Origin of the sequence: Falseniella ignava CCUG 37419 (assembly GCF_000301055.1) — a bacterium.
Lineage (GTDB): Bacteria > Bacillota > Bacilli > Lactobacillales > Aerococcaceae > Falseniella > Falseniella ignava.
Genome location: NZ_JH932300.1, coordinates 737,771 through 753,091, shown reverse-complemented (window position 1 = coordinate 753,091; position 15,321 = coordinate 737,771). Strand labels below are relative to the sequence as shown.

The window sequence follows — 15,321 nt, the reverse complement described above, 5'->3', positions numbered from 1 at the left end:
AAGAGAGGAAATATTATGCTCGAGTATCTTAAAGGAACCTTAATCTCTATCCATCCAACCCACTTAGTTATTGAAACAAATAAAATTGGCTATATCGTTATTGCTTCAACACCGTATCATTGGTCTGATCAAATTGGTCAAGAAATTGAAGTGTATTGCGAATTGGTAGTTAGAGAAGATGCGATGACTTTATACGGATTTAAGTCCGAAAGTGAGAAAAAATTATTTCAAACTTTAAATAAAGTCTCCGGTATCGGTCCTAAAAGTGCTTTATCGATTTTAGCAGCAGACGATAATGAGGGACTGGTTCAAGCGATTGAATCAGCTGATAGTACTTATTTAACGAAATTTCCTGGTGTCGGGAAAAAAACAGCGAATCAAATTATTTTGGATCTAAAAGGAGAGCTACAACCGATTACTGATGAAACAGCTGTACCTGATTCACAACAAATACAAATTCACGAAGAAATCTTGGAAGCATTAAGCGGTTTAGGCTATTCGAAACGTGAAGTGACACGGGTTGAAAAGCAACTTAAATCAGAATCATTTGATTCTGTCCAAACTGGTTTAAGCTATGCCTTTAAATTATTGTTAAAAAAATAAAAGGAGGGATATAATTGGATAACGAGCATATCTTATCAGCGGATGAAATTACCGGAGATTTGATGGAGCCGATGCATATCCGTCCCCAACGTTTAGCTGAGTATATCGGTCAAACTAAAATGAAGCAAGAACTATCGATTTATATTCAAGCAGCGAAGTTAAGAGAAGAAGCGTTAGATCATTGTCTTATTTACGGCCCTCCAGGTCTTGGGAAAACAACTATGGCAATGGTGATTGCGAACGAGTTAGACGTCAATATTATTACCTCAAATGGTCCTGCGATTGAGCGTTCGGGAGATTTATTAGCGCTATTAAATGAATTAAATCCGGGAGATATTTTGTTTATTGATGAAATTCATCGCTTGCCTAAAGTGGTTGAAGAAGTGCTGTATTCAGCAATGGAAGATTATTATGTTGATATTGTGATTGGTCAAGGGGCTTCTAGTCAACCTATCCATTTTGAATTGCCACCATTTACTTTAATTGGGGCTACCACTCGTGCAGGAATGCTAAGCCAACCTCTCAGGGATCGTTTTGGAATTATTTCTCATATGCAATATTACAATAACGATGAATTGCAAGAAATTGTCGAGCGCAGTGCTAATGTATTTCAAGCACCGATTGACCAAACAGCCTCTAAGGAAATAGCACGAAGGAGCCGGGGGACGCCTCGAATTGCGAATCGACTATTAAGACGGGTGCGCGATTATGCACAAGTCTATGCCGAAGGGAAAATTAATCAGTCAATAACCCAACAAGCGTTGGATATGCTGAAAATTGATCCGATCGGACTTGACCCTCTGGATCGAAAGCTTCTTAAAACAATGATTGAAGAATATGCTGGAGGACCGGTTGGGTTAGGCACGATTGCTGTTTATATTAGTGAAGATATTGAGACGGTTGAAGATATGTACGAACCATACTTAATTCAACAAGGTTTAATACGCCGAACCCCAAGAGGGCGTATTGCAACACGATTAGCTTATCAACATTTAGGCTATGAATTACCCGAAATGAAAGAGGAAACGAATGATTACGACGAAAGACTTTGATTACCATTTGCCAGAAGAACTCATTGCTCAGACACCCCTAATTGATCGCAGTGCATCACGTTTGATGGTTTTAAATCGAACACAACACACCATTGAAGATACAGATTTTAAACATGTTATCGATTATTTGAATCCTGGAGATGCGTTAGTTATTAATGAGACCCGTGTTTTGCCAGCGCGACTAATGGGCGTGAAGCCTGATACAGGTGGTCACCTTGAAGTTTTATTGCTTACAAATATTGAAGGAAACAGATGGGAAACATTGGTTAAACCTGCCCGCCGCGCAAAAATAGGAACACGCATCGAATTTGGAGATCAACAACAAATAACAGGGATTGTCATTGAGGAATTGGAACATGGGGGACGTATCGTCGAGTTTGAGTATGAAGGTATCTTTATTGAAAGACTGGAAGAATTAGGCCAAATGCCTTTGCCCCCGTATATTAAAGAGCGATTAGATAATCCAGAACGCTATCAAACAGTTTATGCGAAAGAAAATGGTTCTGCTGCAGCCCCAACTGCAGGGTTACATTTTACGAAAGACTTAATGGACCAAATTAAAGCCAAAGGAATTCAAATTATTCCATTGACTTTGCACGTTGGACTTGGAACATTTCGACCTGTGTCGGTTGATAATATCGAAGACCATCAGATGCATGCAGAATTTTACTCATTATCTGAAATGAGTGCCCAGCAAATTAACAAAGTCCAAGCGGACGGCGGAAATATTATTGCCGTCGGAACGACAAGTGTACGAACATTGGAGACGATTGCGCATCGTAACCAAGGTAAAATTGTTTCAGAATCTGGTTGGACGGATATTTTTATTACACCAGGTTTTGAATTTAAAGCGGTAGATCATTTAATTACAAATTTCCATTTGCCACAGTCAACTTTAATGATGTTAGTCAGTGCTTTTTATTCACGAGATGCTATTATGGAAGCCTATCAACACGCTGTTGACCAAGAATATCGTTTCTTTAGTTTTGGAGATGCCATGTTGATTTTATAATTAAGAGGAGGGGGATCGATGCTTTTTAATATTCAAAGTGAGTATTCATTTCTCGAAAGTACACTCCGACTGAACAAATATGCGATCAAAGCTAAAGAATACGGTTATCAATCCATCGGAATTGCGGATACGCATGTACTCTATGGGTCCCTTGAGCTGTATCAATTAGCCAAAAAACATCACCTGCGTCCACTCATCGGACTGCGGGTTATTTTGCCTGGAATAGTGGATTCAGAAGTACCTTATGAATTTCTTTTATATGCTACTTCCAAAATAGGTTATTACCATTTAGGACAACTATCTCGTCAATTGTTAACTGACTCAGTGGATACATCAGTAATCTGGCAATATCTCCAATACCAAGCGCAAGATTTAGTTTATATAAGTTCATCCAATCAAAACGAACTGCTTTATGCAATGGTTCGTGATCAAACGGATCAAATTCAACAATTACATAACTTTTTAGTGCAAATTTTTGGTCAAGACAAAATCTATATCGGAGTTAATTTATTCCCAAGCAATGAATATGAATTGAAACAAGTGGATAAGTGGTCGAAAAAATTGGACATTCCGGTTATTATTAGTCAGTATATTCATGCCTTAAACTCAGAAGATGGTTCGAGTATTCAAATGCTCCAGTCTATTAAAGCAAATCAACCTATGACGAAAGATTTATTAGACCATCAGACCGAATATTATATGCGCCCGTATCATATCGTTAAGGAACAGTGTGCTTGCTTAGGGTACACAGAATGGTTAACGAACACTAGCAAACTCGAAGCAAATATCGCCATTCAAATTGAGCCCAATAAAGAGGTTTTACCGCAATTTCATATTCCAGAAACCTTTGACCATTCAGCAAGCTATTTAAAGCATTTGGTCATGCAACGACTTACTGTTCTCGGCTTAAGCCAAAAAAATTCTTACATTCAACGAATTGAACATGAATTGCAAATTATTCATCAAATGGGATTTGATGATTATTTTTTAATTGTCTGGGAAATTATTCAGTATTGTCATCAACAAAAAATACCGGTTGGACCGGGACGGGGGTCGGCAGCAGGCTCTTTGATTGCGTATCTACTTGAAATTACTCAAGTCGATCCACTCGAATATAATTTAATTTTTGAACGTTTCTTAAATCCAGAAAGACTCAGTTTGCCAGATATTGATATCGATATATCGGATGAATCACGAAGTCGAGTGATTCACTTTTTAGCGCAAGTATATGGTGAAAATCAAGTGGCTCAAATTATCACGTTTAGTCGCTTTGGAGCTAAATCCGTGCTACGAGATATACTGAAGGCTTTAGAAGTCGATGAAAAAACAACCAAACAATGGTTACAATTATTACCTAGTTCAACTAACACGACTCTTTCACTTAAATCAGCTTATGACCAATCTGAAGCTTTTCGAGATTATGTGCATGCTTCAAAGATAAATGAACAAATTTATCGGATGGGTACGACTTTAGATGGATTACCACGTCAATCTTCAACGCATGCTGGGGCAGTTGTTATTAGCCAACAACCAATCGATCAACTTATTCCAGTTCGAAATCGTCCAGGAGAAGTTTTACTCACTCAATTACCTATGGATCAAGTTGAACAGATGGGATTATTAAAGATTGATATTCTTGGTTTAAAAAATTTAACGCTATTAGATCAAATGAAGCAGCAAATTCAAAAGAATACACAAAGTACTGTTGATTGGGGAGGCATTCCCTTAGATGATCCAGCAACATTAAAACTCTTTCAACAAGGTGATACAAATGGGATATTTCAGTTTGAATCAGCCGGCATAAAAAAAGTTTTAAAAACAATCTACCCGACCTCTTTTGAAGATATTGTGGCTGTGAATGCTTTGTATCGTCCAGGGCCTATGAAGCAAATTGAAACATTTAATCGACGTAAACGTGGACAAGAACCGATTCCTACCATCGATCCTTCGACGGATCAAATATTAAAAGCAACTTATGGTGTCATTGTATACCAAGAGCAAGTCATGCAAATTGCGGTGCAAATGGCGGGGTTCACTTATGGTCAAGCTGACTCATTCCGTCGAGCTATTGCTTCAAAGAATTTAAACTTGCTCGATTCATTTCATCAGTCTTTTGTAGAAGGCGCTATCCAACGTAACCATTCACAAGAAATTTCTGAACAAGTTTTTCAATATATTTTAGCGTTCGCAAATTATGGATTTAACCGATCTCACTCGGTAGTTTACTCATATTTGGCATTCCAAATGGCGTATTGCAAAGCCCACTATCCCGCAGAATTTTATGCGGCATTAATAAATAGTGGCTCATCAAGTCGCCAAAGCCAAGTGAATTATATTCAAGAAGCGCAACGTGCTTTAGGTAAAACTTTACCTTTAGATATTAATTTAAGCGAAGCAAACTTTACAGCTCGACCTCAGTTACGTGTTGGTTTTAATGCAATCCGTGGTGTTCGAAAGAGCATGATCGATGCAATGCTTGAGGCGCGTTCTCAAGCTGGAAAATTTACTAGTTTTATTAACTTTCTACAGCGTCTTCCTGAACGTGAACTACATAAAGAATCTTTACAAGCTTTGATTTTAACAGGGTGTTTCGATACTTTAGAATCGAATCGACGAACTTTAGTCACTAACTTAGATAGTTTATTACAAAGTATCCAATATACTCGTTATAATATGTCACTCTTTGAAGCGTTAAATCCAAAAATCAACTATGTTTCTGAATTTTCTCGGTTAGAGCGCATCCGATATGAAAATGATTATTTAGGATTTACACTAAGTGGGCATCCTCTCGAAGCTTATCAAAGTTATTTTCAGAATGGAACGGTGCGATCATTACAATCCATTTTAGCAGATTCTTCGAGTGGTTATGCCGAAACACTTGCTATCATCAAGCAGGTTAAAATTCATCGGACAAAAAAAGGGGATGAGATGGCCTTTGTTACCCTTACTGATATGCAAAGTGAACTATCAGCAGTCTTATTTCCAAGTGATTATTTAAAGTATCGACGTTTATTATCGGAGAATGCTGTTTTGCGAGTGCGTGGAAAGATTGAGTGGCGTAACCAACGTAAACAATTAATTATTCAATCAATCTTAGATGCAACTCCCGATTCGCAGCATACTCATAATGAAAATACATATACACAATGTTTTATACAAATTCATTCTTTCGAAGCATTAGATCAAGCAGCAAATTACATAGGTCAATTTAGCGACCCGACTTATCCAATCGATGTTATTATCGTCAATAGTGAACGAAAGGCTTTCCAACTTGATTCGAGTTATCGATTAAACTATTCAATCCAATTAGAGCAGAAGCTTAAAGGTTTTTTTGGAAATGAATGTGTCGTTTTCAAATAATAATGAAAACAAATGAAATACTTTTAAAAACTTTATGACAATAGTTTATTTTAATGTTAAAATAAAGATTAACTATGTGGATCATTAGAGGTGACTTATGGATATTAAACGTATAGCAGTCGTAACTAGTGGAGGCGATGCACCTGGCATGAATGCAGCCATCCGTGCTACAGTTGAACAAGGAATTCATCATGGCATCGATGTGTATGGAGTTTATAACGGATTTAAAGGATTAGTTGAAGGCGATTTTCGCCTACTAACAACTTCTGATGTGCATCATAATATTCGTCGTGGCGGAACTTTTCTTTATTCTGCTCGCTTTCCAGAGTTTTCAAAGGAAGAATATCAACGAAGAGCAGTCGAACAGTTAAATAATCATAATATTGATGCATTAATCGTTATTGGGGGAGATGGATCTTTTCAAGGGGCATTAGCTTTGACTAAGTTAGGTTTTCCTGCCATTGGAATTCCAGCTACAATTGACAATGATATTCCTGGTACTGAATATACCATTGGATTTGACTCTGCAGTGAGTGTGGCGTTAGATGCAATTGATAAAATTTCTGATACCGCAGCAAGTCATAACCGAACCTTTGTGGTTGAAGTTATGGGACGTCATGCAGGAGATATTGCGATTTGGGCAGGGGTTGCAGCTGGGGCAGATGCGATCCTAATTCCTGAAGAATCATTTAGAATGCAAAGTATTGTACGTCGTATTGCAGCAGGTAGGAATCGAGGGAAAGACTATTCTTTAATCGTTCTAGCTGAAGGTGTCTCAGATGTAAATAGTTTTGTAGAAGAATATAAACAATACTCACCTGATGAAAGTATTCGCGGGGTGACGTTATCACATATTCAACGTGGAGGAACGCCATCTGCTCGTGACCGTGTTTTCGCAACGCTTATGGGGGCCCGCGCCGTTGATTTGATTATTCAAGGTCAATCCGCTATCTACTTAGGGATTAAACAAGAACGTCTTGCTGTCTTTGATATTGTTAAAACTTTGAAGAAAACAGAGCACGCTGTAAGACAAGACTTATTCCAATTGAATATTAATTTAACCGATCGCGGTATATAGGAAGTTATTAAAAGGAGACAATCATGAAAAAAACCAAAATTGTATGTACTTTAGGCCCTGCTGTAGATAGTTTAGACAAGCTCGTCGCTTTAATTAATGCGGGGATGAACGTAGCTCGCTTTAACTTTTCACATGGGAATCATGAAGAGCAATTAGAGCGTATGAATTTATTAAAAGAAGCACGTGAATTAACGGGTCAAAATATCGGGATTTTGCTCGATACTAAAGGTCCAGAGATCCGTACGCATTTAATGGCAACACCGATTGTGGAATTGCATAAAGGGAATTCAATTAAAATATCAATGCAGGAAGTTGAAGGTACGGACGATATGTTCTCAGTGACTTATGAGAATCTAATTCACGACGTGAGTGTCGGAGGTCATATCCTATTAGATGACGGTTTGATTGATCTTTTAATTACTGATTTAGACTACGAAGCGGGTATTATCACGGCAGAAATTTTAAACGATGGTATTTTAAAATCACGTAAAGGTGTCAATGTACCTAATGTATCGCTTAAATTACCAGGAATTACCGAAAAAGATGAAAGTGATATTAAATTTGGGCTAGAACAGGGCATTGATTTTATTGCTGCTAGTTTTGTTCGTCGCTCATCGGATGTGATGGAAATCCGTCAAGTCTTAGAAGACGCAGGACAACCTCATGTTAAAATCATCTCAAAAATTGAAAACCAAGAAGGATTAGATAATTTAGATGAGATTTTAAGTGTTTCTGACGGAATTATGGTAGCTCGTGGTGACTTAGGTGTTGAAATCCCACCTGAAGTAGTACCAATTGAACAAAAGCAAATTATTAAAAAATGTAATCAAGCTGGTAAATATGTTATTACCGCAACGCAAATGTTAGATTCCATGCAAAAAAACCCTCGCCCAACACGAGCAGAAGCGAGTGACGTGGCTAACGCCATTATTGACGGAACAGATGCTGTGATGTTATCTGGAGAAACTGCTTCAGGTGAATATCCTGTTGAAGCTGTGAATACAATGGCAAATATTTGCTTGAATACTGAAGCAAATACATTAGGCTTAGATTCATTAAGTTTAAAAGCTTATGATAAACGTGATTTATCAGAAGCAATTGGTCAAGCGGTAGGACATACTGCTAAGAATCTTAATATTAATACAATTGTAGCGGCTACAAGTTCTGGTCATACTGCAATGATGATTGCTAAATATCGCCCGAATGCAAATATTTTAGCCGCAACATTTAGTGAGGAAACAAAGCGTTCACTTAGTTTGGCTTGGGGGGTTGAAGCTCGTAAAGTAAGACCACCACAATCAACAGACGATATGTTAGATTCTGCGAGTGAACTTGCTCAACAAGTAGGATTTGCTCGCGAAGGAGATTTAATCTTAATTACAGCGGGTGTTCCGGTCTATGAATCTGGAACAACGAACTTAATGAAGATTCAATTAATTGGTACTTTACTTGCAGAAGGGGAAGGTGTCGGTATCGGCAATCATATTGGCAAAGCTGTCATTGCTAAAACTGCTGAAGAAGCCATTAAACAAATGAGTTCAGGCTCTATTTTAGTTACTCAGCATACAGACTCTTCATACAATGAAGCGATTATGCAAGCAGGTGCTTTAGTTGTTGAAGAAGGTGGTATCACATCTCATGCTGCCATTATGGGACTGGAATGCGGCATTCCAGTAGTCGTAGCCGCTAAAGGAGCCCTAGAAGCTATAAAATCAAATGAAATGATTACTGTTGATGCACGTCGAGGACGGATTTATCGCGGAGCAACAGTAAGCATTTAACGACTTCAAGCATATTATCTAGCGGTTTACCACTATTTAATATGCTTTTTATCATTATTAATCAAAAATACTTAAAGAGTGAGGTGGGATTGAATGAATACATTTCAAATCATGGGTAAAGTGAGCGACGAAAATAAATATGCATATTATATCCAAGATGAAGCAAATACAACTTATGAATTAGTAAAAGATTTAGTAGTGTCTCCTATAGAAGTTGGAGATTCTATTTTAGGATTTGGGTATATCGATCGTGATAATCGAGCAAAATTTATCATCGATTTACCTCCAATTATAACGGAAGGCTTTGGTTGGGGTCGGGTCGTCGGACGACGTCCAAATCTCGGATTATTTATTGATGTGGGCTTACCGAATAAAGATATCGTGATTTCTTTAGATGAGTTATCGGATGATATTGCTAAATGGCCGGAACTTGACGCAAAATTATTAGTCCAGATGAGTATCGATGAGCGTCAACGTTATTGGGCACACTTGCTTAAAGCGAATGATATTGAACAATACCGAAAATCTGCTCCTAACAGACTGATGAATCAATCCCTTCAAGTAACCTTATTTGAAGATAAAGGGGTCGGGATGGTGGGGTTATCTCAAGAAAACTTTGAGGTATTTATCCATGAATCAGAACAATTAGATCCACTGAAACTTGGTCAAGTGGTCGAGGCTAGAGTTATAAAAGTTCATCCAAATGGTAAGTTGAATGCGTCCACACGTCCTAGAGCTTTTGAAGCACTTGAAGACGATGCTCAGATGATTCAAGCTGTGCTTGAGAAGCAACCCAATCAATTCTTGCCGTTACATGATAAATCACCAAGTGATGAAATACAAAGGCAATTAGGTCTAAGTAAATCTCAATTCAAAAGAGCGGTTGGACGTTTAATGAAAGCGGATATAGTTACCCAAGTTCGCCAGGAAGGTATTTATTTAAAAACATCGGGTGATAATCAATGAAAGATTATCAGCTAGATTTTAAACGTTTTTTGTTGATTGATGAAGGTAAATCTACGAATACAATTGAAAATTATATGCGAGACTTATCAAAATTTTATTGCTATCTTGAAGAGAACCAAGTGAAAGATATAAAACAAGTCGATTATCGAATTATGTCGAACTTTATGACTTACTTGAATGCCAATCATTATGCAACTTCGACAGTTAATCGTGTGATGTCTACACTCCGTTTATTTTTCAAATATTTGCAATTACAAGGTGAAGTTGAGTATAATCCTACCGAATTAATTCAAGGTGCTAAATCATCTAAACGGTTACCTAAAGTGATTAGTTCAAAACAAGTAGATCAGCTCATGAATGCGCCAAATACATCGACCAATAAAGGGATACGAGATCGTGCCATTTTGGAATTAATGTATGCAACAGGACTGCGTGTCAGTGAATTAATTCATTTAACTCGCGATGATTTGCATCTTGATCTCGGTTTTATTCAAACACTCGGAAAAGGGAATAAAGAACGAATTATTCCTTTAGGTGAAGAAGCCATTTACTGGCTGGACAGGTATTTAAACGAGGTGTATCCTCTATATAATAATAAAAAACCAACAAAAATAATTTTTTTAACCCAACGAGGAAGTGGATTTACACGACAAGGTATTTGGAAAGCATTAAAAGAATATTGTCTAGAAATAGGTCTTGATCGAAATGTATCTCCTCACATGTTGCGCCATTCATTTGCAACACATTTATTGGAGAATGGTGCTGATTTAAGGATGGTACAAGAACTTTTAGGTCATGCAGATATATCTACGACAGAAATTTACACACATATTTCTAAACAACGCTTACAAAAAGTCTATCGGCAAACATTCCCTCGAGCATAGTGGGGGTTAGATAATAAGGAGGATATGATGAAATTTAAACGAATTCATGTTATTGTAATGGACTCTGTTGGTATTGGTGAAGCCCCAGATGCTTCTGATTTTGGTGATGTTGGAGCGAATACTTTAGGTAATATTGCTCGAACAGTAGGATTAAAAATGCCGAATTTACGTGCGATGGGATTAGCTAATATTGCACCAATTGAAGGGATGGAACCTGTTACTAACCCAACAAGTTATTATACAAAATTAGAAGAAATTTCAGCAGGCAAAGATACCATGACAGGACATTGGGAAATTATGGGGTTAAATATCCAGACACCTTTTCGCGTATTTCCAGATGGATTTCCCGATGAATTGATTGAAAAAATTGAAACGTTCTCTGGTCGCAAGGTGGTAGCAAATAAACCGGCTTCGGGTACGGCAATACTTGATGAATATGGTGCTCATCAACTTGAAACAGGTGATTTAATTATTTACACTTCTGCTGATTCCGTTTTGCAGATTGCTGCTCACGAAGAAGTGATTCCACTTGAAGAATTGTATCGAATTTGTGAATATGCTCGTGAAATAACTTTAGAAGATCCATATATGATTGGACGTATTATTGCTAGACCGTATGTCGGAACACCGGGTCATTTTGAACGTACCTCAAATCGACATGATTATGCATTGAGCCCGTTTGAAGATACAACATTAAACTATGTTCAAAATGGTGGCTACGATGTGATATCAGTCGGGAAAATCGAAGATATTTTCAATGGAAGTGGCATTACAAAGGGTAATCGTACGGCAAATAATATGGATGGTGTCGACAAATTATTACGTGTTTTAGACGAGGACTTTAATGGATTGAGTTTTACGAACTTAGTCGATTTTGACTCAGTCTATGGTCACCGCCGAAATGTGGCGGGTTATGGACAAGCTCTAGAAGAATTTGATGCACGTATTCCTGAAATTTTAGAAAAATTGCATGAAGATGATTTATTAATAATTACTGCAGATCACGGGAATGACCCAACCTTTACAGGTACTGACCATACAAGAGAATATGTTCCAATTTTAGTATATAGTCCTTCAATAAAGCAGCCTAAAGAACTAGAAGCTAAGCATTTTAGTGATATTGGAGCAACGATCAGTGATAATTTTAAAGTTGAATCAACTTCAAACGGTCAATCATTTTTAAATCAATTAATCTAGGAGGGACACGATGTCATTTACTCAAACTGTTGAATATTTGAAGCAAAAAGGAATTACCCAACCAGAATTCGGATTAATCTTAGGTTCTGGGCTCGGTGATTTAGCAGATGAAATCGAACAACCAATTTGTCTTGATTATTCAGAGATACCTAACTTTCCAGTATCAACCGTAGAAGGACATGCGGGAGAATTAGTATATGGTCAACTTGCTGGGCGTTGGGTGATTGCGCTAAAAGGTCGATTCCATTATTATGAAGGCTATGATTTAGAAACCGTCACTTATCCTGTAAGAATCTTCCATGAATTAGGTGTCAGCAAATTGGTTGTCACGAATGCGGCGGGAGGAGTTAATACGGATTTTGTGCCTGGTGATTTAATGATTATTACGGATCATATTAATTTAACCGGAGCGAATCCACTCATCGGCAAGAATATTCAAGAACATGGGCCGAGATTTGTAGATATGTCACATGCTTATAGTGCAAAAGCCATTGAATTCCTAGCTCAAATTGGTGAAAAATATCAACCTATGAAACGCGGAGTCTATACTTGGTTAACAGGTCCTACATACGAGACGCCTGCTGAAATTCGTATGGTCCGAACAGTAGGTGGAGATGCTGTAGGAATGTCTACTGTTCCCGAAGTTATCGTTGCACAACATTGTGGAATGGAAGTAATTGGCATTTCATGTATCACGAATTTAGCAGCCGGAATGCAAGCAACTTTAAATCATGAGGAAGTGATTGAAGTTTCTCAAAAAGCAAAACCGAACTTCAAAAAAACATTGCTTGAATTTATTGGTGAATATGCCTAAAATAAGTAGCAATGAATATACTATAAAAGGTGATTATACATGTTAGTCAACTCAAAAACGAACAATGACAAAGTAGTATTAGGTCTCCTTAGTTTAACATTTCCTGAGGATGAGCGAGATTTATCGAATGTAAAAGAATTACTAGAGAGTATCTACCAAGATGATTCACAAGAAATATTTCTCTATCGTGATCCAGAGACTGATAATTTTATTGGTATCTTTGTGGTGGAGTTTAATACGCTTGAATCAAACGATCAACGCCACTCAACATCAATAGTAATTCAACGTTACGGTATTGTCCCTTCATTTATTGATGACGGCATTGATTATCGAATGTATGGTGAGTTGCGAAAAAAATATCCTAATTATGCAATTATAGGAACGATGGATTTATCGGAAAAAGTTGCTCAATGGGGTGAGAAATTTCAGCAAGAAGCTTTGGGTGAATAGGAAGTGATCTTATTAGTAACGAACTCAATGTGACCCTTGATTCATTTCAAGGGCCTTTTGACTTATTACTGCATTTAATTCGAACGCTAGAAGTTGATATTTTTGATATTCCAATCGCTCAAATTACAGACCAGTATTTAACCTATATCCATGCGATGGAAGAAGTCAAACTAGACCGAGTAGGCGACTATTTGGTGATGGCTGCTACTTTATTGGAAATAAAAAGTCGCATGTTATTGCCGATTGAACCAACTCTCAATGAAGAGGAAGAAGAGTATTTTGATCCACGAGATGAACTCGTTCAACAGCTTCTCTTATATCAACATTTCCAAGATATTGCGTTTGAACTTCAGTCCTATCGAGATCAACGTTCGATGTCTTTTGGTCGTCCACCAGCGGATCTCACTGCCTATCAAGAATTTATTCCGCTTAAAGTAGATGCCTATACTTTGAATGATATTGCGAGTGCAATGCAACAAGCGATGGAAAGATTCGAAGAGCGTCAGCCTTTAGAACGGCAAATTTATCATGAAAACTTAACCGTTAATGATCAAATTAGTCGAATTCAACAACATTTTGAATCACTTCAGCCTAATGAATCAATTCAATTTGATGAGGTATTAACAAGTCGAAGCTCGCATGAAATTATTATGACTTTTTTAGCAATGTTAGAACTCGTCAAAAAGAGTTATATTTCATTTATTCAAACAAATAATCATTCACCCATCGAAATGGTTAAATTAAAGGAGCTAATGCCGCATGAAGATTGAAAAAAGGATATTAGGAATTATTTTTGTTGCAGGGGATGAAGGTGTCACTTATCAAGAGTTGGCTCAAACATTAGCTGAAGATTTAAACATCATTCAAGATAAAGTGACCTTACTGATGGAATGGTTTGATTGTAATGATTATTCTCCTATTAAACTTACTTATTACAATCAGACTTTACGTTTTGTGACGAAGAGTGAATTGAGTGAAGATGTTGAGAATTTTGCGAAAGCTCCATTTAATCAAGCGTTATCGAAAGCAGCGATTGAAACACTCGCTATCATTGCTTACCGCCAACCTGTAACTCGGATGACTGTTGATGAGATTCGAGGGGTAAATTCGAGCAGTTTAATTCAGCGGTTAATCAATCGGGATTTGGTTCAAGAAGTTGGACGCATTGAAGCACCTGGGCGACCTGTGCTTTATAGTGTAACAGATTATTTTATGGATTATTTTGGGTTGGAAAGTTTGGATGACCTACCAGAAATTGAACCTTTAGCGTTAAATGCTCAACTAGTATCAGATGAATTATTTGAGCTTTATCCATGGCAATTAAACTCGGAAGAAATTGAAGAGGTCGAGCAATTCGATGAAATCGAAGGGAATGAGTAATAAATGGAAAGATTACAAAAAGTCATGGCCCATAGTGGTGTCGCAAGCCGGCGTAAATGTGAAAACCTTATTGAACAAGGGCGAGTTAAAGTAAATGGACAAGTTGTCACCGAATTAGGAACGAAAGTTTCACCAAGTGATTTTATTGAAGTTGATGGGAAAGTGATTTTTAAAGAAGATTACCGATATATTCTATTACATAAACCAGCGGGTGTTATTACATCAACAGCCGATGAAAAAGACCGTCAAGTTATTACTGATCTGTTACCTGAAATTGAGGAGCGAATCTATCCAATAGGTCGCCTCGATTATGATACAACCGGATTAATTTTATTAACAAATGACGGTGAGTTTGCTAATTTGATGATGCATCCAAAATATGAGATAAGTAAAGAATATGAAGCCCTAGTGGAGGGGATTATTGAAAATGATCAATTAAATCTTCTTCGACGGGGAGTCGATTTAGACGGCGTGAAGACATCTCCAGCAAAAGCACGCCTTTTAAATAAAAAACCTCGACAACAAACCTCTCGGGTCCGTCTAGAGATTCACGAAGGTTGGAATCATCAAGTTAAACGAATGTTTGAAGTGGTAGGGCATCCTGTACAACGTTTAAAACGAGTCAAGATTTCTTTTCTAGAGCTTGGTAAACTTGAGCCAGGGATGTGGCGAGAACTCTCAGCTTTTGAAGTTGATAAATTAAAGAAGATTGCATTTAGTGCCCAAGATGATATAATGAATTAA

The 15,321-nt window shown here is 37.5% G+C and carries 14 protein-coding genes; all 14 read left to right on the top strand.

From position 1 onward, the window contains the following. Positions 1–15 precede the first annotated feature (15 nt). Positions 16–603 (top strand): Holliday junction branch migration protein RuvA, encoded by a 588-nt coding sequence (gene ruvA / locus HMPREF9707_RS03585; RefSeq protein ID WP_006701342.1) that lies wholly within the window; start codon positions 16–18, stop codon positions 601–603. A gap of 62 nt (positions 604–665) precedes the next feature. Next, entirely contained in the window at positions 666–1,655 is a 990-nt protein-coding gene (gene ruvB / locus HMPREF9707_RS03580; protein WP_051007503.1) for a Holliday junction branch migration DNA helicase RuvB, read from the top strand. After that, entirely contained in the window at positions 1,633–2,667 is a 1,035-nt protein-coding gene (queA, locus tag HMPREF9707_RS03575; protein ID WP_006701340.1) for a tRNA preQ1(34) S-adenosylmethionine ribosyltransferase-isomerase QueA, read from the top strand. The genes ruvB and queA overlap by 23 nt, the downstream gene beginning before the upstream one ends. An 18-nt stretch (positions 2,668–2,685) precedes the next feature. Next, entirely contained in the window at positions 2,686–6,027 is a 3,342-nt protein-coding gene (locus tag HMPREF9707_RS03570; protein WP_006701339.1) for a DNA polymerase III subunit alpha, read from the top strand. 103 nt (positions 6,028–6,130) lie between these two features. Continuing rightward, positions 6,131–7,105 carry a 6-phosphofructokinase gene (gene pfkA / locus HMPREF9707_RS03565; RefSeq protein ID WP_040443076.1) on the top strand — a complete coding sequence of 325 codons (975 nt, stop codon included), beginning with the start codon at positions 6,131–6,133 and terminating at the stop codon, positions 7,103–7,105. A gap of 23 nt (positions 7,106–7,128) precedes the next feature. Beyond that, entirely contained in the window at positions 7,129–8,886 is a 1,758-nt protein-coding gene (gene pyk, locus HMPREF9707_RS03560) for a pyruvate kinase (protein WP_006701337.1), read from the top strand. A 93-nt stretch (positions 8,887–8,979) separates the two neighbouring features. Further along, positions 8,980–9,852 carry a S1-like domain-containing RNA-binding protein gene (locus tag HMPREF9707_RS03555; protein WP_006701336.1) on the top strand — a complete coding sequence of 291 codons (873 nt, stop codon included), beginning with the start codon at positions 8,980–8,982 and terminating at the stop codon, positions 9,850–9,852. After that, on the top strand, positions 9,849–10,736 hold the full coding sequence (xerD, locus tag HMPREF9707_RS03550; RefSeq protein WP_006701335.1) for a site-specific tyrosine recombinase XerD: 888 nt from the start codon (positions 9,849–9,851) through the stop codon (positions 10,734–10,736). The genes HMPREF9707_RS03555 and xerD overlap by 4 nt, the downstream gene beginning before the upstream one ends. A gap of 27 nt (positions 10,737–10,763) precedes the next feature. After that, entirely contained in the window at positions 10,764–11,933 is a 1,170-nt protein-coding gene (gene deoB, locus HMPREF9707_RS03545; RefSeq protein ID WP_006701334.1) for a phosphopentomutase, read from the top strand. Between the two features lie 10 nt (positions 11,934–11,943). Then, entirely contained in the window at positions 11,944–12,747 is an 804-nt protein-coding gene (locus HMPREF9707_RS03540) for a purine-nucleoside phosphorylase (RefSeq protein WP_006701333.1), read from the top strand. Positions 12,748–12,786: 39 nt separating this feature from the next. Beyond that, positions 12,787–13,197, top strand: a complete 411-nt coding sequence (locus tag HMPREF9707_RS03535; protein ID WP_006701332.1) for an RNA-binding protein — start codon at positions 12,787–12,789, stop codon at positions 13,195–13,197. A 29-nt stretch (positions 13,198–13,226) separates the two neighbouring features. Further along, positions 13,227–13,967 (top strand): segregation and condensation protein A, encoded by a 741-nt coding sequence (locus HMPREF9707_RS03530; protein ID WP_006701331.1) that lies wholly within the window; start codon positions 13,227–13,229, stop codon positions 13,965–13,967. After that, positions 13,957–14,577, top strand: a complete 621-nt coding sequence (gene scpB / locus HMPREF9707_RS08920; RefSeq protein ID WP_006701330.1) for an SMC-Scp complex subunit ScpB — start codon at positions 13,957–13,959, stop codon at positions 14,575–14,577. The genes HMPREF9707_RS03530 and scpB overlap by 11 nt, the downstream gene beginning before the upstream one ends. Positions 14,578–14,580: 3 nt before the next feature. Then, positions 14,581–15,321 (top strand): pseudouridine synthase, encoded by a 741-nt coding sequence (locus HMPREF9707_RS08915; RefSeq protein ID WP_006701329.1) that lies wholly within the window; start codon positions 14,581–14,583, stop codon positions 15,319–15,321.